The 16649-nt window shown below is 69.0% G+C and carries 13 protein-coding genes; 10 read left to right on the plus strand and 3 right to left on the minus strand.

Features of this window, described 5'->3' with window-relative positions; genetic code table 11:
* Positions 1–206 precede the first annotated feature (206 nt).
* The 4 genes from ABDW31_RS16365 to ABDW31_RS16380 all read left to right on the plus strand — a co-directional run bounded on the left by ABDW31_RS16365 (position 207) and on the right by ABDW31_RS16380 (position 5848).
* Positions 207–1733, plus strand: a complete 1527-nt coding sequence (locus ABDW31_RS16365) for a replicative DNA helicase (RefSeq protein ID WP_184719216.1) — start codon at positions 207–209, stop codon at positions 1731–1733.
* A gap of 69 nt (positions 1734–1802) precedes the next feature.
* Positions 1803–2489, plus strand: coding sequence for a MarC family protein (locus ABDW31_RS16370; RefSeq protein WP_184719214.1), 687 nt, complete (start codon positions 1803–1805; stop codon positions 2487–2489).
* A 41-nt stretch (positions 2490–2530) separates the two neighbouring features.
* Complete coding sequence (alr, locus tag ABDW31_RS16375; protein WP_184719212.1) at positions 2531–3613, plus strand: alanine racemase; 1083 nt, start codon at positions 2531–2533, stop codon at positions 3611–3613.
* A 51-nt stretch (positions 3614–3664) separates the two neighbouring features.
* Positions 3665–5848: a hypothetical protein gene (locus ABDW31_RS16380; RefSeq protein WP_184719211.1), complete on the plus strand. Its 2184-nt coding sequence runs from the start codon at positions 3665–3667 to the stop codon at positions 5846–5848.
* On the opposite strand, the gene ABDW31_RS16385 is transcribed toward ABDW31_RS16380, so the two are convergent.
* The gene (locus tag ABDW31_RS16385; RefSeq protein ID WP_184719209.1) at positions 5823–6431 is read right to left on the minus strand and encodes a hypothetical protein; all 609 of its coding nucleotides are present in this window, start codon (positions 6429–6431) and stop codon (positions 5823–5825) included. The two genes, ABDW31_RS16380 and ABDW31_RS16385, sit on opposite strands and share 26 nt — an antisense overlap.
* A gap of 117 nt (positions 6432–6548) precedes the next feature.
* Between ABDW31_RS16385 and radA the strand changes: the two genes are divergently transcribed.
* The 6 genes from radA (at position 6549) to ABDW31_RS16415 (ending at position 13577) form a co-directional block, all read left to right on the plus strand.
* Complete coding sequence (radA, locus tag ABDW31_RS16390; protein ID WP_184719207.1) at positions 6549–7931, plus strand: DNA repair protein RadA; 1383 nt, start codon at positions 6549–6551, stop codon at positions 7929–7931.
* Entirely contained in the window at positions 7928–8545 is a 618-nt protein-coding gene (locus tag ABDW31_RS16395) for a CvpA family protein (RefSeq protein ID WP_184719205.1), read from the plus strand. The genes radA and ABDW31_RS16395 overlap by 4 nt, the downstream gene beginning before the upstream one ends.
* Entirely contained in the window at positions 8542–10044 is a 1503-nt protein-coding gene (gene purF, locus ABDW31_RS16400) for an amidophosphoribosyltransferase (RefSeq protein WP_184719203.1), read from the plus strand. Before ABDW31_RS16395 ends, purF begins: the two co-directional genes overlap by 4 nt.
* A gap of 15 nt (positions 10045–10059) precedes the next feature.
* On the plus strand, positions 10060–11043 hold the full coding sequence (locus tag ABDW31_RS16405; protein ID WP_184719201.1) for a bile acid:sodium symporter family protein: 984 nt from the start codon (positions 10060–10062) through the stop codon (positions 11041–11043).
* 49 nt (positions 11044–11092) lie between these two features.
* The gene (locus tag ABDW31_RS16410) at positions 11093–11848 is read left to right on the plus strand and encodes an SDR family NAD(P)-dependent oxidoreductase (RefSeq protein ID WP_184719199.1); all 756 of its coding nucleotides are present in this window, start codon (positions 11093–11095) and stop codon (positions 11846–11848) included.
* A 208-nt stretch (positions 11849–12056) separates the two neighbouring features.
* Positions 12057–13577 carry a methyl-accepting chemotaxis protein gene (locus ABDW31_RS16415; RefSeq protein ID WP_343699104.1) on the plus strand — a complete coding sequence of 507 codons (1521 nt, stop codon included), beginning with the start codon at positions 12057–12059 and terminating at the stop codon, positions 13575–13577.
* Here the strand turns inward: ABDW31_RS16415 and ABDW31_RS16420 are convergent.
* Both ABDW31_RS16420 and der read right to left on the minus strand, forming a co-directional pair.
* On the minus strand, positions 13574–14710 hold the full coding sequence (locus ABDW31_RS16420) for a serine hydrolase domain-containing protein (RefSeq protein ID WP_184719195.1): 1137 nt from the start codon (positions 14708–14710) through the stop codon (positions 13574–13576). The genes ABDW31_RS16415 and ABDW31_RS16420 overlap by 4 nt on opposite strands.
* A gap of 56 nt (positions 14711–14766) precedes the next feature.
* Positions 14767–16527: a ribosome biogenesis GTPase Der gene (gene der / locus ABDW31_RS16425; protein WP_184719193.1), complete on the minus strand. Its 1761-nt coding sequence runs from the start codon at positions 16525–16527 to the stop codon at positions 14767–14769.
* Between the last annotated feature and the right edge of the window lie 122 nt (positions 16528–16649).

The following is a 16649-nucleotide window of genomic DNA, read 5'->3' on the forward strand; positions in this document are numbered from 1 at the left end:
TTGGCGGTCTGCAAACGTTTGGGCGCGGAGAGCGATCTCCGCGCCCTCTTTTCACCTGCGTCAGAAGCGGTCGCGCACAAAAGCCGGTGCACTTGCACATCTTCGCACTTGCAGAGATATGCACAGGATACCCCCAGCCTCTCGTGTCCTGGGGATTGTTGTAACTGCGGTGACTCTTGCCTCCGCCCTCGCGCTATTTTCCGCCGATGTCCCTCGTGCCTGCCCTCGACCTGCTCCCGCCCCCCGCTCCCGAGCCCGCGATCAACGTCGCGCCGCACAACATGGAAGCCGAGCAAGCGCTGCTGGGTATCCTTCTCTACGACAACGCCGCCTACGAGCGTCTGACCGACAGCCTGCAGGCGCGCTGCTTCTACGAGCCCTTCCACGCGCGTCTGTTCCAGGCGATCGAGACCCACGTCCGCAAGGGCCAGCTCGCCGAGCCGATCCTGCTGGCCGACGAGTTCAAGAAGGACCCCGCGTTCGAGGAGCTGGGCGGCCTGCGCTACCTGGCCGACCTGGTCGACCGCGCCCCGCCCGCCGCCAACGCCGGCGACTACGCCCGGGTGATCTTCGACCTCTCCCTGCGCCGCGAGCTGATCCGCATCGGCGGCGACATCGCCACCACGGCCCACGCCGGCGTCGGCAAGGACGAGGAGAAGAAGACCGCCCGCGACCAGATCGAGGCGGCCGAACAGCAGCTCTACAGCCTGGCCGAAAGCGGCACCGCCTCGTCGGGCTTCGTCTCGTTCGGCGACGCCCTGCGCGGCGCCGTCGAGATGACGGCCGAGGCCTACAGCCGCGACGGCGGCATGTCGGGCGTCTCCACCGACCTGATGGACCTGGACCAGAAGATCGGCGGCCTTCACCCCTCCGACTTGATCGTCCTGGCCGGCCGTCCGTCGATGGGCAAGACCGCGCTGGCGACCAACATCGCCTTCAACATCGCCAAGAAATACGCCTACGAGATCCAGCCCGACGGCACCAAGAAGACCGTTCAGGGCGGCGTGGTGGCCTTCTACTCGCTGGAAATGAGCGCCGAACAGCTGGCCCTGCGTATGCTGGCTGACGCCTCGGGCGTCTCGGGTGACAAGCTGCGTAAGGGCGAGATCGACGCTTCGGAGTTCGGCCGGGTCCGCGACGCGGCCATGGAACTGCAGGAAGCGCCGCTGTTCATCGACGCCACTGGTGGTATCTCGATCGCCAAGCTCACCGCCCGCGCCCGTCGCCTGAAGCGCCAGCACGGCCTGGATCTGGTCGTGGTCGACTACCTGCAGCTGGTCACCGGCTCGGACCTGTCGTCCAACGCCAGCCGCGTTCAGGAAGTCTCGCAGATCACCATGGGTCTGAAGGCCCTGGCCAAGGAACTGGCCTGCCCGGTCATCGCCCTCTCACAGCTGTCGCGTCAGGTCGAACAGCGCGACGACAAGCGGCCCCAGCTGTCCGACCTTCGCGAATCCGGTTCGATCGAACAGGACGCCGACATGGTCTGGTTCGTGTACCGCGAGGCATACTATGTGGGCCGCGCCGAGCCGCGCGAAGGCACGCCCGAGCACCTGACATGGCAGGAAGAGATGGACCGCCTGCACGGCCTGGCCGAGGTGATCATCGCCAAGCAGCGTCACGGTCCCATCGGCACCGTACGCCTGTCGTTCAACAGCGACACCACCCGCTTCGGCAACCTGGCCCGCGACCACTACTTCGCCCAGGCGCGGAACATTCCGTCGGACGAGTAAAGCGTGGTTTGACGAACGGCGACCCATAGGGCCACGGTCGCCGCCTCGCCTTTCAGTTCGACGAGTCGCATGGACTTCAGCCCTCTTCCCACCTCCAGCCTGATCGGCGCCTTCCTGCTGGCGTTTCCGGCGCTGTTCTCGATCGTCAATCCGGTCGGGGCCTCGCTGATCTTCCATCAGGCGATGGGCGGCCGCTCGCGCGACGAGCGGCGCAAGCTGGCGCGGCAGATCGGCTTCTACGCCTTCCTGGTGCTCTTGGGCTCGCTGCTCCTGGGCGGCTACATCCTGAACTTCTTCGGGGTCAGCCTGGGCGCCCTGCGGGTGGCCGGCGGCCTCGTGGTCGCCATCCGCGCCTGGAGCCTCCTGATGGATCCGCAGGAGCAGGAAGACCGCAAGGCCAGCCAGACCGAGCCGGCCCAGAGTCATGAGGACGTAGCCTTCTTCCCGCTGACCATGCCGTTCACGACTGGTCCCGGCTCGATCTCGGTCGCCATCGCCCTGTCGTCGCAGCGTCCGACCGAGGGCGCGGCCGTGGCCCCGTTCTTCATCGGCGCGGGCCTGGCGGCGGCCGTGGTCGCCCTGATGGTCTGGGGCTTCTACAGCGCCTCGGGACGGGTCATGCGCCTGCTGGGTCCGTCCGGCGCCCGGGTGCTGTCGCGGCTGGTGGCGTTCCTGCTGCTGTGCATCGGCGTGCAGATCATCGCCTCGGGCGCCGAGAACCTGATGGCCAAGTTCCTGACCGCTCATCACGCTTAAGGGCGTTGAACGCCAGGGCTGCGTCAGCTACCCCCTCACCCGTGACCGAAGCCCGCCTGACCCTCGACCTCGACGCCCTGGCCGCCAACCACGCGACGCTGAAGGCGCGCGCCGGTGGGGCCGAGATCGCACCGGCGGTCAAGGCCGACGCCTATGGCCTTGGCGCCGCCCTGGTCGCCGACCGCCTTTGGCAGGACGGCGCGCGCAGCTTCTATGTCGCCCGTCTGTCCGAGGGCGTGGCCCTGCGCCAGGCGCTGGGCGACCGCGAGGCGACCATCTATGTGCTGGACGGCGCCACGCCGGGCTCGGGCGACGCGCTGGAAGGCGCGCGTCTGACGCCGGTGCTCAACAGTCTGCCGCAGATCGAGGCCTGGAACGCCCAGGCCCGATCGGGTCGCCTGAAGGCCGCGCTGCATCTCGACACCGGCATGAACCGCCTGGGTCTGCGCCCCGAGGAGCTGAAGGTGCTGCTGGGCGCGTTCGATCGCCTCAAGCGCCTTGATCTTGAGCTGGTCATCAGCCACCTGGCCTGCGCCGACACGCCCGACAACCCGATGAGCGCCACCCAGCTGGCGCGCTTCGAGGAGACCACGGCCCTGCTGCCCGGCGTGCGCCGCAGCCTGGCCAATTCCGCCGGCCTGTTCCTGGGCGAGGCCTATCGCTTTGACCAGGCCCGTCCGGGCATCAGCCTCTATGGCGGCGGTCCCGAAGGCGTCCCGCATCCCGACATCCGCCCCGTCGCGGCGGTCGAGGCTCCCATCCTGCAGGTCCGCGTCGTGCCGCGCGGCGAGAGCGTCGGCTACGGCGCCGGCTGGACGGCGTCGGAAACCACCCGCGTGGCGATCCTGGCGGCCGGCTATGCCGACGGCGTGCTGCGGTCGAGCCACCCCAACGGCCAGGCCTGGTTCGACGGCGCCCGCCGCCGGATGCTGGGCCGGGTCTCGATGGACCTGATCGCCATCGACATCACCGACTGCGACGTCGCCCGCCCCGGGGCGATGGTCGAGCTGTTCGGCCCAAATCTGCCGATCGACGAGGCCGCCAGCGCCGCCGGCACCTCGGCCTACGAACTCCTGACCCGCATCGCCCCGCGCGCCCGGAAGGTGGTCCTGGGCCGCGGTTGACGCGTCCGCCGACGCAACCCTATGTCGGTCACCGATTTGGGGACGTAGGCCATGCTTGAGATCATCCGGGCGCTGGGCGAGCGCGTGCGCCGCGCCACGACGGCCGTCCTGGCGATCGAAAAGCGTGACGGCCTCGTCGCCCTAGGCCTGGCCGCCCTGGCGCTCCTGCTCTTCCATCACCTGGTCGGTCTCGGGATCGTCAGCGCCCGCTCGCCGTTCTGGCGCGCGCCCAGCGCCGATATGGCCGCCATGCTGGCCGGCGCCGAGGCGATCTTCCACGGCCCCTGGCGCTTTCCCTTCACGCTGTCGGACCGGCTGCTGGCCCCGGCGACGATCTCGGTCGTCTATACCGACAGCCTGCCTTGGCTGACCCTGGTCCTGAAGGCCACCGGCGCCTGGAAGCTGGTCAATCCGCTGGGCCTGTTCCTGCTGGCCTCCTATGTGCTGCAGCCGCTGGCCATGCTGGCCCTGCTGCGCGCCCTGGGCGTGCGCCAGGCCGTGTTCCAGATCCTGGGCGGAGTGTTGGCCCTACTGCTGCCGGCCTGGCTGCTGCGCCACGGTCACGTCGCCCTGACCGGCCACTGGCTGATCCTGCTGGCCCTGGCCGTTTCGGTCGCCAGCGCCCGCGAGGGCCTGACCAAGCGACGGATCGCCGCTTTCGCCGCTCTGGCCGCCGCGGCTGCAGGCTTGCACGCCTATCACCTGCCACCGATCGGCCTGGCCTTCGCCGCGGCCCTCGTCTCCGAGATCGCCCAGGGCCGCGCCCACGCCTTACGCCGCTCGGCCGTTGCCGCTGTCATCGTGCTGGCCAGCCTGGGGCTTTCGGCCTTCGTGCTGGGCTACGGCGCCGCGCCGGCCAAGTCCGCCGCCGGCGGGATGATCGGCTATTACTCGATGAATATCCTGGGCCCGGTCCTGCCACAGGGCTCGGCGCTGTTCGGTCAGACCTACAACGGCGGCTGGTTCACCGGCACGGTCGACGCCAGCGGCGGCCAGGCGTTCGAGGGCTATGCGTATCTGGGCCTGGGCGTGCTGCTGCTGATCGTCTCGGCGATCCGCGTGGCCAAGCCGTCCGGCGACTGGCTGCGACGCTGGCTGCCCCTGACCTTGGCCGCCGTCGCCTTGACCCTGGCCGCCATCGGCCCGCGCCCGTTCCTGGGCATGCACCTGCTGTTCGAAGGGCCGCAGCCGTCCGGGCCGCTGGCGTGGCTCGCCCTGTTCCGCGCCCATGGCCGGTTCTTCTGGGGCGTGGCCTATCTGCTGATCGCGGTCTCGACCCTGCGGCTGTCGCAGCTGGGACGGCCCGTCACCGCCGCCGCGCTGACCGTGCTGGTCCTGACCCTGCAGATCGCCGACACCAGCCAGATCCGCCTGCGGACCCGCGACAGCTTCGTGCGCGCGCCCGGTCCGCTGCATCCGGTGGAACTGGAGACCGCGCCGGGCCTGCAAGGTCGCCCGTGGATTTTCGCCCCGACCTTCTACTGCACGACCGACGCCGCCGACCGGCAGGAGATCGCCCAGCTGTCCCTGGCCGCCACTCGCACCGGCGGAACCTCGAACGGCGCCTATACGGCCCAGAATCCGGGCCACGACTGCACGTCGAAGGCGCAGCTGTTCGCCCCCGCCGCGCCGGGCGACCGCCGGATCACGGTCGCCCTGGCCGCCAGCCTCGGCGCGGACATCGAGCGCCTCGCCAAGCGCGGCGATTGCCAACGCCTGCCACGCGGCCTGATCTGCGGGCGCGACCTGGGCCTGCTGCCGGGCCTGACGCCGGTGCTGGCCGACCTGCGCGTGCTCGGCACCATCCGCTTCGACACCGGCCAGAAGGCGCCGGAACTGGTCCAGGGCTGGTCTGTGCCCGAGCCGACCGGCGTCTGGTCTGACGGCGGGGCGGCCGCGATGCGCCTCAGCGCACCCGGCGTCCGTCCTGGCGCGCCGCTGGTCATCGAACTGCACGCCCTGGCCTTCGCCGAGCCTCCCGCAAGCCAGCAGCCGATCGCCGTCTCTATGGCTGGCCGTAAACTGGCCGACTGGACGGTCGAGCGGATCGACTGGCGGCCCTACACCGTCATCGTCCCGGCCGACTTGATCGGACCGGACGGCGGCGTAATGCTGGATTTCGCCATCCCCAACGCCAAGCTGCCGACACCTCAGGACCAGCGCCGCATAGGCCTGGGCGTGCAAAAGGTCGTGATCAGCCAGTCGGCCGCTAGTCCTTCGCGGAAAGGGCCTTGAGCCGCGCGCCGTTGACGGTCTCGACAGCGACCTTCAGCACGTCAACGTCGTCCGCCGCCCCGTCCGCCGAGATCGCGAAGCGGTCGGCGGCGACGATGCTGTAACGGCCAGTCCTGGCGCTCGTGCTCCACTGCTCGGTGATCGTGCGCCCGGCAGCGGTCGAGACCTTCTCGTAGCCGGTCGCCGTCTTGCGTTCGCTGGCCGCGCCCACGGCCGAGGGCTCGGCGCCGACGGAGCCGATGGCGCCCAGGTCGGTGACTCGCAACTCGAAGACCTGCGCCCCCTTGGCGTAGTGGCCGATCGCCGTAGTCATGTCGGGCTCGGGGCCGGTCTCGCTACGCACATCGACGCGCTGATGATGGCCGACGCTGGCCGGCAGCAGGTTCGGGAGCCCCGCAGGCGTCAGAGCGCTCGTTCCCTTCACGGCGGCCTTCTCGGCGCGAGCCGAGGCCTTCTCCAGCTCGCGCAGGTTGGTCTGCTGGCCGTTCACCTCGACCGGCGCGGTCGAGGCCTTATCGCCCTGGGGACCGCAACCGGCCAGCATCAGCGCCGTGACGGCGACCGCGCTCCAAGCTCGGGTCATGCGCCTCTCCTCTTCTCCACAGGCAAACGCGCCTGGCGGGGCCTTGGCTGCGTCCGGCTTTGGCGCAGCGCCCCGCAACCCTGTAGTCTCCCGTCATTCGAGAATCAGGAAGTCCCCATGGCCCGCGACAGCGCCGTCTACGCCTGTCAGTCCTGCGGCGCGGTCCAGACCAAGTGGTCCGGACAGTGCCCTGCCTGCCAGAGCTGGAACACCCTGGTCGAGGAGGTCGGCGCCAAGCCGCCCGGCGCGCTGTCGTCGACCAAGGCCACCCGCGTGCGCGGCCTGCAGTTCACCGGGTTGGAAAGCGACACGCCCCCGCCCCCGCGCATCCTGACCGGCGTCAGTGAGTTCGACCGAGTCTGCGGCGGCGGCGTCGTGCCGGGCTCGGCTCTCCTGATCGGCGGCGACCCGGGCGTGGGCAAATCCACTCTGCTGCTGCAGGTCTGCGCCAGCGCCGCCCTGCGAGGCGTGTCCTGCGCCTATATCTCCGGCGAAGAAGCCGTCGAGCAGATCCGCGGCCGCGCCGAGCGCATGGGTCTCGCCAAGGCCAATGTCAGCCTGGCCGCCGAGAGCTCTCTGCGCGACATCCTTGATGGCCTCAAGCGCGACAGCTTCGACCTGGTGGTCATCGACTCCATCCAGACCATGTGGAGCGACGCCCACGAGGCCGGCCCTGGCACCGTCACCCAGGTGCGGGCCTGCGCCACCGAACTGGTGCGCTTGGCCAAGAAGAAAGGCGTCGCCATCCTGCTGGTCGGCCACGTCACTAAGGATGGCCAGATCGCCGGCCCGCGCGTGGTCGAGCACCTGGTCGACGCGGTGCTCTCATTCGAGGGCGAGCGCGGCTATCCGTTCCGCATTCTGCGCGGCGCTAAGAACCGTTTCGGCGCCACCGACGAGATCGGCGTCTTCGAGATGGGCGACGTCGGCCTGCGCGAAGTGAAGAACCCCTCGGCCCTGTTCCTGAACGAAGGCGGCGAGCGCGCGGCGGGCGCAGCGGTGTTCGCCGGCATCGAGGGCAGCCGGCCCGTTCTGGTGGAGTTCCAGGCCCTGGTCGCGCCCTCCGCGTACGGAACGCCGCGCCGCGCGGTCGTCGGGTGGGATTCCGGACGCCTCGCCATGGTTCTGGCCGTGTTGGAGTCCCGATGCGGCCTTGGTTTTGGCGACAAGGACGTCTATCTGAACGTCGCTGGCGGCCTGCGGATCACGGAACCGGCGGCGGACCTCGCGGCGGCGGCGGCCTTGGCCTCCTCAGCCCTCGACGTGGCCCTGCCCCAGAACTGTGTGGTGTTCGGCGAACTCAGCCTGTCTGGCGAGGTCAGGGCGGTCAGCCGAATGGAGTCACGCTTGAAGGAAGCCGCGAAACTGGGATTCGGCCGGGCGCTGGGACCGCTCGCCGGCCAGCCTGAAGGCGGCACAGTCCTGCCCGTGGCCGGGGTCGCCCGCCTGGCCGACGCCGTCCGCCGCATCGGCGACGAGATCTGGAGCACCCACGCGTGACGCCGTTCGACATCATCGCCGGACTTCTGCTGCTGGTTTCCGCCGTCATGGGCTGGGTGCGCGGCGCCTCGCGCGAGCTGACCTCGGCCCTGTCGTTCATCCTGGCCGCCGCCGTGGCGCTGTTTGGCCTGCGGATCAGCGGCCCGATCTTCCGCGACCTCATGGACCCCGACTGGGCGGCGACCGCCGCGGCGGTGCTGGTGGTGTTCGTCGTCTTCTTCGTGATCTTCCGCCTGATCGGCGGTCGCGTCACCGCGAGCCTGCACGAGACCTCGGCCGGAACGCTGGATCGTGCGGTCGGCGCCACGTTCGGCGTGATCCGCGCCTGCGTGGTCCTGGGCGTCTTCAACCTGCTGCTGCACCTGGCCACCCCGCCGGATCGGATGCCGCGCTGGGTGGAAGACTCGTTGTTCTACCCCCTGTCCGAAGCCAGCGGCCAAGTGCTGAAGGTCTTCGCGCCCAAGGGCAAGGCGCTGGCCGGCAAGCTGGCGCCCGCAATTACCGACGCCGTCCATGCGGATGGCGACAATAGGTCCGGCGAGAAGTCGTCCGGAAAAGGCTATGATGCAGACCAGCGTCGCAAACTCGACGACCTGGTGGAGAAATCGCGATGAGCTTCCTGGGCCAGTCGACCGACCGCTATTCGTCCACGCCGCAACGTGACCCTGAAGACGATACGCTGCGCCTGGAGTGCGGCGTGTTCGGCGTGTTCGGCGTCCGGGACGCCGCCGCCATCGCGGCGCTGGGCCTGCACGCCCTGCAGCACCGCGGCCAGGAAGCCTGCGGCATCGCGGCCTTCGACGGCAACCGCTTCCACACCGAGCGCCACATGGGCCATGTCGGCGACGCCTTCACCGGCTCGGACCTGGTGCAGCGCCTCCCCGGCAACCTGGCGATCGGCCACACCCGTTACTCCACCGCCGGCGGCGCGGGCATCCGCAACGTCCAGCCGATGTTCGCCGATCTCGAGACCGGCGGCGTGGCCATCGCCCACAACGGCAACCTGACCAACTTCCTGACCCTGCGCGAGCGCCTGGTGCAGGAAGGCGCGATCTTCCAGTCGACCTCGGACTCGGAGGTGATCCTTCACCTGATCGCCCGCTCGCGGAAGGCCAAGATCGTCGACCGCTTCGTCGACGCCGTCGGCCAGATCGAGGGCGGCTACGCCCTGGTGGCGATCACCAACAAGAAGATGATCGGCCTGCGCGATCCGCTGGGCATCCGCCCGCTGGTGCTGGGCGACCTGGACGGCAAGCCGGTCCTGGCCTCGGAAACCTGCGCGCTGGACATGATCGGCGCCCGCTTCGTGCGCGACATCGAGCATGGCGAGATGGTGGTCATCGAAGAGACCGGCATCACCTCCACCAAGCCGTTCCAGACCAAGGCCGCGCGGCCCTGCGTCTTCGAATATGTCTATTTCGCCCGCCCCGACAGCGTCGTGAACGGCCGCTCGGTCTATGGCGTGCGCAAGCGCATGGGCCGGAACCTGGCCAAGGAAACCGGCGTCGAGGCCGACGTGATCGTGCCCGTGCCCGACAGCGGCGTGCCGGCGGCCCTGGGCTTCGCCCAGGAGAGCGGCATCCCGTTCGAGATGGGCATCATCCGCAACCACTATGTGGGCCGCACCTTCATCCAGCCGACCCAGGGCGTTCGCGAACTGGGCGTGCGGATGAAGCACAGCCCCAACCGCGCCATCCTGGCCGGCAAGCGCGTGGTGCTGATCGACGACTCCATCGTGCGTGGCACCACCTCGCTGAAGATCGTCCGCATGGTCCGCGAAGCCGGCGCCAAGGAGGTCCACCTCCGCTCGGCCAGCCCGCCGATCAAGTGGCCCGACTTCTACGGCATCGACATGCCGGAGCGTGAGCAGCTGCTGGCGGCCAACAAGTCGCTGGAAGAGATGGCCAAGTTCCTGGAAGTCGACTCGCTGGGCTTCCTCTCGGTCGAGGGTCTGTACGACGCCCTGGAAGCCGGTCCGCGTGACCCGGCCGCCCCGCAGTTCACCGACCACTACTTCACCGGCGACTATCCGACCCGTCTGACGGACCGCGAAATCGCCGAGGGCCGCAACGAGACCAACGACAAGCAGCTGTCGCTGCTGGTCAGCGCCTAAGATCGTCCGACTGGGATGGGGCTGAAGGGCGTTCTCGAGAAGCTGAAGCTCGAGCCGTATGTGCTGGCGCTGTTCGGCATGGTCGTACTGGCCTCTATCCTGCCGGTGCGGGGCGAGGTCGCGCACGGCCTGGATCTGGTGGTCAAGCTGGCCATCGCCCTGCTGTTCTTCCTGCACGGCGCCAAGCTGTCTCGAGAGTCGGCCGTCGCCGGTCTCACCCACTGGCGACTGCACCTGCTGATCCTGGGCTTCACCTTCGTGATGTTCCCGATCCTGGGCCTGGTGTTCAGCAAGATCGGCGTGCTGCCCACCACCCTGGCGGCCGGCATTCTGTTCCTGTGCTGCCTGCCCTCGACGGTGCAGTCCTCGATCGCCTTCACCTCGATCGCGCGCGGCAATGTCGCCGCCGCCGTCGTGGCGGCCAGCGCCTCCAATCTCTTCGGCATCTTCATCACCCCGGTGCTGGTCAGCCTGCTGATGCAGACGCAAGGCGGCGCGGCCGGCGGCTGGGAGTCGGTGCGCGACATCGTCGTCCAGCTGCTGCTGCCGTTCATCGCCGGCCAACTGGCCCGCCCGCTGGTCGCCGCCTGGATCGCCCGCCACAAGGATCTGATCGGCTATGTCGATCGCGGCTCTATCCTGCTGGTCGTCTACTCGGCGTTCAGCGAGGCCGTGGTCGGCGGCATCTGGCACAAGATCTCGCCGGGGCAGCTGGCGATCCTGCTGGTGGTCTGCGGCGTGCTGCTGGCCATCGTGCTGGCGACCACCACCTATGGCGCGCGGGCCCTGGGCTTCTCGCCCGAGGACGAGAAGGCCATCACCTTCTGCGGCTCCAAGAAGAGCCTGGCCACCGGCGTGCCGATGGCCAACATCCTGTTCCCAGGCCCGACGGCCGGGATCATCGTTCTGCCGCTGATGATCTTCCACCAGATCCAGCTGATGGCCTGCTCGGTCATCGCCCAGCACTACGCCAAGAAAGCGGAAGCCGCAGAAGCTTAAGGAGCCTCCAAGGTTCCCGTTTGGCCCGGCCTGTTCTAGAAACCGCGCCATGACTACCGACTCCCAAAAGCCGCTGGCCGGCCGCATCGCCCTCGTCACGGGCGCCACGCGCGGCATCGGCAATGCGGTGGCCCTGGGCCTCGCCGAGGCCGGCGCCCACGTGATCGCCGTGGGCCGCACCCAAGGCGCCCTCGAGGCCCTGGACGACGCCATCCTGCAGGCGACCGGCGAGCGCGCCACCCTGGTGCCGCTGGACCTGCGCGAGGCCGATGGTCTGGACCATTTGGGCGCCGCCATCCATCAGCGCTGGGGCAAGCTGGACATCGTCATCGGCGCGGCGGGCCTGCTGGGCCCCCTCACCCCGGTCAGCCATCTGGACCCCAAGGGCTGGGACATGGTGCTGTCGACCAACCTGACCGCCAACTGGCGCCTGATCCGGGCCATGGACCCGCTGCTGCGCGCGTCGGACGCCGGCCGGGCCCTGTTCTTCTCCAGCAGCGTCGCCAAGACCCGCCCGGCCTTCTGGGGCGTCTATGCGGCGACCAAGGCGGCGCTGGAAGCGGTAGTCGACGTCTATGCGGACGAGATGGAGAACACCTCGGTTCGCGCCCTGTGCGTCGATCCCGGCGCCATGCGCACCAAGATGCGGGCCGGCGCCTTCCCGGGCGAGGATCCCAAGACCGTCCCCGCCCCCGAGACCATCGTGCCGTTCATCGTCGACTTGGTGCGCCCCGATCGCGAATCGCCGAAGGGCGTGGTGCGGTTCAAGGAGCGCGGGCAAGAATCACCCTCGATCGACGCCTAGTAGCGATCAAGTTCCAAAGTGATCGCTATCAAGCAGTATAAACCTCAAAGTTGTCTTCAAAACAGAAATTCCAACCGTAACGATCATTGAAGAACGTAGTTTTGTGACATTGTGTAAACTGGATCCAAAATTAGTTTCTCGTTAACCACCCTAAACGAGAGCTTGGCTGCAACTTCTCCTTTCTCTTGCGGCCGGGACCTGGATTTACATGGCGCTGTTCTCCTTCAATCGCGAAGATGGCAACGCGTCGGCCCGCCTGGCCGACCTCGAGGACATCGTGGCGGCCATGCAGCGTTCGCAGGCCGTGATCGAGTTCAATCTCGACGGCTCGGTGATCACGGCCAATGAGAACTTCCTGAAGACCCTGGGCTACACGCTGCCGGAGATCCAGGGTCAGAGCCACCGACTGTTCGTGGACGCCGAGTACGCGGCCAGCAGTGATTATCGCGACTTCTGGCGCCGCCTGAACGCCGGCGAGTTCTTCGCCGACAAGTTCCGCCGCGTCGGCAAGGGCGGTCGCGCCGTCTGGATCCAGGCCTCGTACAACCCGATCTTCGACAAGACCGGCAAGCCGGTGAAGGTGGTCAAGTTCGCCGCCGACATCACCGACGTCGAGGTCGAGCGCCAGCGCGTCGAGCGTGAACGCGAACAGGTCCAGCAAGAGCAGGAGCACGTCGTCTCGGTCCTGGCCCAAAGCCTGGGCCGCCTGGCGCAAGGCGACCTGACCGCCCGCATCGAGGCCCAGTTCGACGGCCGCTACGCCCAGCTGCGCGAGGACTTCAACGCCGCCATCGACAGCCTGCGCAGCGCCATGGCCGCCATCGCCGAGGGCGCGCGCGGCATGGAAAGCGGGGCCAACGAGATCGCTAGCGCCTCCGACGACCTGTCCAAGCGCACCGAGCAGCAGGCCGCCAGCCTGGAAGAGACGGCCGCGGCTCTGGACGAGATCACCGCCACGGTTCGCCGCAGCGCCGACGGCGCCAAGCAGGCCTTGAGCGCCGCCTCGGCCGCCAGCACCGACGCCGACCGCTCGGGCGAGGTTGTCCGCGAGGCCGTCTCGGCCATGGGCGAGATCGAGAAGTCCTCGGCCCAGATCAGCCAGATCATCGGCGTCATCGACGAGATCGCCTTCCAGACCAACCTGCTGGCCCTGAACGCCGGCGTCGAGGCGGCCCGCGCCGGTGAAGCCGGTCGCGGCTTCGCGGTCGTCGCCCAGGAAGTTCGCGCCCTGGCGCAGCGCTCGGCCGACGCCGCCAAGGAGATCAAGACCTTGATCTCCAGCTCGACCGCCCAAGTCGATCGCGGCGTCAAGCTGGTCGGCGAGACCGGCACGGCGCTGGCCGGCATCGTCAACAAGGTCGGTGAGATCAACGGCCTGATCCGCGAGATCGCGGAATCCTCACAGGAACAGGCCACGGGCCTCAACCAGGTCAACGCCGCGGTCAATCAGATGGACCAGGTGACTCAGCAGAACGCCGCCATGGTCGAGCAGGCCAACGCCGCTTCGGCCAATCTGCGCGGCGAGGCCCAGGACCTGGCCCGCCAAGTGGGCCGCTTCCAGGTCGGCGACGTCGCCGTGGCCCGCCGGCCCCAACCCGCCGCCGCCGCTGCACCCCGCGCGCCGGCCCGAAACGCGGTGGCCGAACAGCGCGCCCGCATCCAGGCCTTCGCCCGCCCGGGCTCGGCCGCCACGGCCGCCGCCGCAGCGCCGGAGTGGGAAGAGTTCTAGTGAACGATCAGAACCTGCCGCAGCAGCAGGTTCGCCACGGCCGCCGCTGAACCGTCACCGGTGATCGCGGCGGCCACGACCGTCCCCTGGGGGACCGAATAGGCCACGATCGCGCTGGCCCCGGGCGTGCCGCCCAGATGGCCCAGCCACAGATCCTTGCCGCCGTGCGGCGCGGGGACCTCCAGGGCCATCACGCCCAGGCCGTAGAAGCTGCCGGCGTCGAACATCGGATACAGCTTGCCGAACATCGTCTGAACGGTCTCCTGCTTCAGCAGCTTGCCGCCCAGCAGCGCGGCCCAGACCCGGGCCATGTCACCGGCCGAGCCCACGGCGGGGCCCGCCGGACCGGCCCAGGCGGGCTCGATCGGCGCTTCCTTGGCCGAGACCAGCCGGGCCGTGTCCTCGGCCTTGTCGCCCGCCTCCAGCATCCGCAGCGTCTTCAGGCCCAGCGGCTGGATAATGCGAGCGTCGACCGCCTCCTGCCAGGAGCGGCCGTCGGCGGTCTCGATCACCTTGCCCAGCAGGGCGTAGCCGGTGTTGGAATAGCGCCAGCGCTCGCCCGGGCAGGCCATGGCGCCGTGACGAGCGATGATCTTGACGTCCTCGTCCAGGGTGAAGGCGCGGCGGGCGGCGCGGGCCTTGAGGTCCTCGTTGGCGCTGAACAGGCCGCCGGTGTGGGCCAGCAGGTCACGGAGGGTCACAACGTCGCCATTGGGCACGCCCGCGACATACTTCGAGATCGGGTCTTCGAGCTTCAGCTTGCCGGCCTCGACCAGCTGCAGGGTCACGATGGCGGTCAGGCTCTTGCCGGCGCTGGCCCAGAACAGCAGCGGCGGCTGGTCGCCGCTGTCGGTGCGCTCCCAGGCGCCCTTGCCCGGGATCAGCACGGCGGCGGTCATGGCCGGCGCCTTCAGCGCGGTCTTGGCCTGGACAAAGGCCTCATCAAAGCGGGCTTCCAGAACCGGTCCGAGCTCAGCCTTGGGGACCTCCGCCAGCAGCGGCGGCGTCACCGGCGCGTGCAGAGGCGGACCGGCATAGGTCACCGCGCTCTTGCAGACGACCGGCTTGTAGTCCTGCGCCCCGGCCACGGCCGGCAGCGCCGCCACGATCAGCGCCAGCCCTAGTCCTCGCATCACCCACCTCCGCGTTCAGCCCTCAAGAGGCTGAACGCTTATGGCGAAGTTTAGGCTCAGCGCTTCTTGGCGGGGCCAGTGTTGCCGCGCACGGTGCGCGACCCGGCGGTCGGACGGCGCGGCGCGGCGGCCTTGCCGCCGGCCGACTTGGCGCCGACCTTGTAGCTGGGCGTGGTCGAGACCTTCTTCTGGACCTTGGGGCCCAGCTTCTTGACCGACTTGACGGCGGCCTTGCCGGGCTCGGCCGCGGCGGCGCCCTCGACGGGCGCGGTCGCCGGAGCCGCCTTGGGCGTGGCCTTCTTCTTGACCGGCTTGGCCTCGCGCGGATCGGGCAGGCCCGCCTCGATGGCGGCCTTGGCGGCGGCTTCCTCGGCCAGGCGCTTGGACTTCTTGACCGTGTTGCGCGAGGCGCGGATGCGTTCCTCCTCACGCTCGCGGCGTTCAAACTCACGCTTGCCGCGACCCGAGTGGCCCTTGGCCTCGCCGTCGGCATAGGGGTTGGCGCCCGACTTGATGGTGATGCGCAGCGGCACCCCCGGCAGGTCGAAGCTCTCGCGCAGGCTGTTGATCAGATAGCGCCGGTAGTGGTCGGGCATCTGGTCGGCGCGGCTGGAGAACAGCACGAACGTCGGCGGACGGGCCTTGGTCTGGGCCATGTACTTGGGCTTCACGCGGCGACCGCTGACGGCCGGCGGCGGGTGGCGCTGCATGGCCATCTGCAGCCAGTCGTTCAGGTCGCGGGTCTTGACCTTGGTCGACCAGTCCTTGTGGATCTTCAGCACGGCCGGCATCAGCTTGTTGACGCCACTGCCGGTCTCGCCCGACAGCGCCACGACCGGCGCGCCGCGCACCTGGGGCAGCATGCGCTCGGCGTGCTCGCGGAACGCGGCCAGGGTCGCGGCCTGGTCCTCGATCAGGTCCCACTTGGCCAGCACGAACACCAGGGCTCGCCCTTCCCGCTCGGTCAGGTCGGCGATCTGCAGATCCTGGATCTCGAACGGGTGGGTGGCGTCCATGACCAGCACCACGACCTCGGCGAAGGTGATGGCGCGGATGGTGTCCTGGGTGGAGAGCTTTTCCAGCTTCTCCTGAACCTTGGCCTTCTTGCGCAGGCCGGCCGTGTCGACCAGCCGGACCTTCTTGTCGCCCCAGACCCAGTCGACCGAGATCGAGTCGCGGGTGATGCCAGCCTCCGGACCGGTCAGCAGGCGCTGCTCGCCGATCAGGCGGTTGATCAGGGTCGACTTGCCCGCGTTGGGACGGCCGACGATCGCCAGGCGGATCGGCTTGTCCTCGTCGTCCTCGTCGCCCGTGTAGAGCTCCTCGGGCACGGCGGCCAGCATGGCGGCGTACAGCTCGGCCATGCCCTCGCCGTGCTCGCCCGAGATCGGGATCGGCTCGCCCAGGCCCAGCTTGTAGGCTTCGCCGATGCCCGACTGGCCGGCTTTGCCCTCGGCCTTGTTGGCGGCGATGATCACCGGCTTGCCGCGACGGCGCAGCAGGGCCGCGAAGACCTCGTCCAGCGGCGTCACGCCCTCGCGGGCGTCATAGATGAACAGCGAGAGATCGGCTTCCTCGATCGCCAGCTCGGTCTGGGCGCGCATCCGCGCTTCCAGGCTCTCGTCGGCGACGTCCTCGAAGCCGGCGGTGTCGATCAGTTCCAGTTCCAGATCGCCCAGGTTGCCCGAGGCGTAGCGGCGGTCGCGCGTAACGCCCGGCTGGTCGTCGACGATCGCCAGCTTCTTGCCGGCCAGACGATTGAACAGCGTGGACTTGCCCACATTTGGGCGGCCGACGATGGCGAGTTTCAAAGGCATAGGCGTCCAGTAGTCGATTTTCGCGTTTCCCGCAAAAGAAGCCGGAAAAGCGAACGCCCGGGCCAGCTTTCGCGGACCCGGGCTGCAAGCATTTCAGAGTATCCGGCGGGTCGCCCCGCCGA

This window comes from Caulobacter sp. (assembly GCF_039596335.1).
In the GTDB taxonomy this organism is placed as follows: domain Bacteria; phylum Pseudomonadota; class Alphaproteobacteria; order Caulobacterales; family Caulobacteraceae; genus Caulobacter.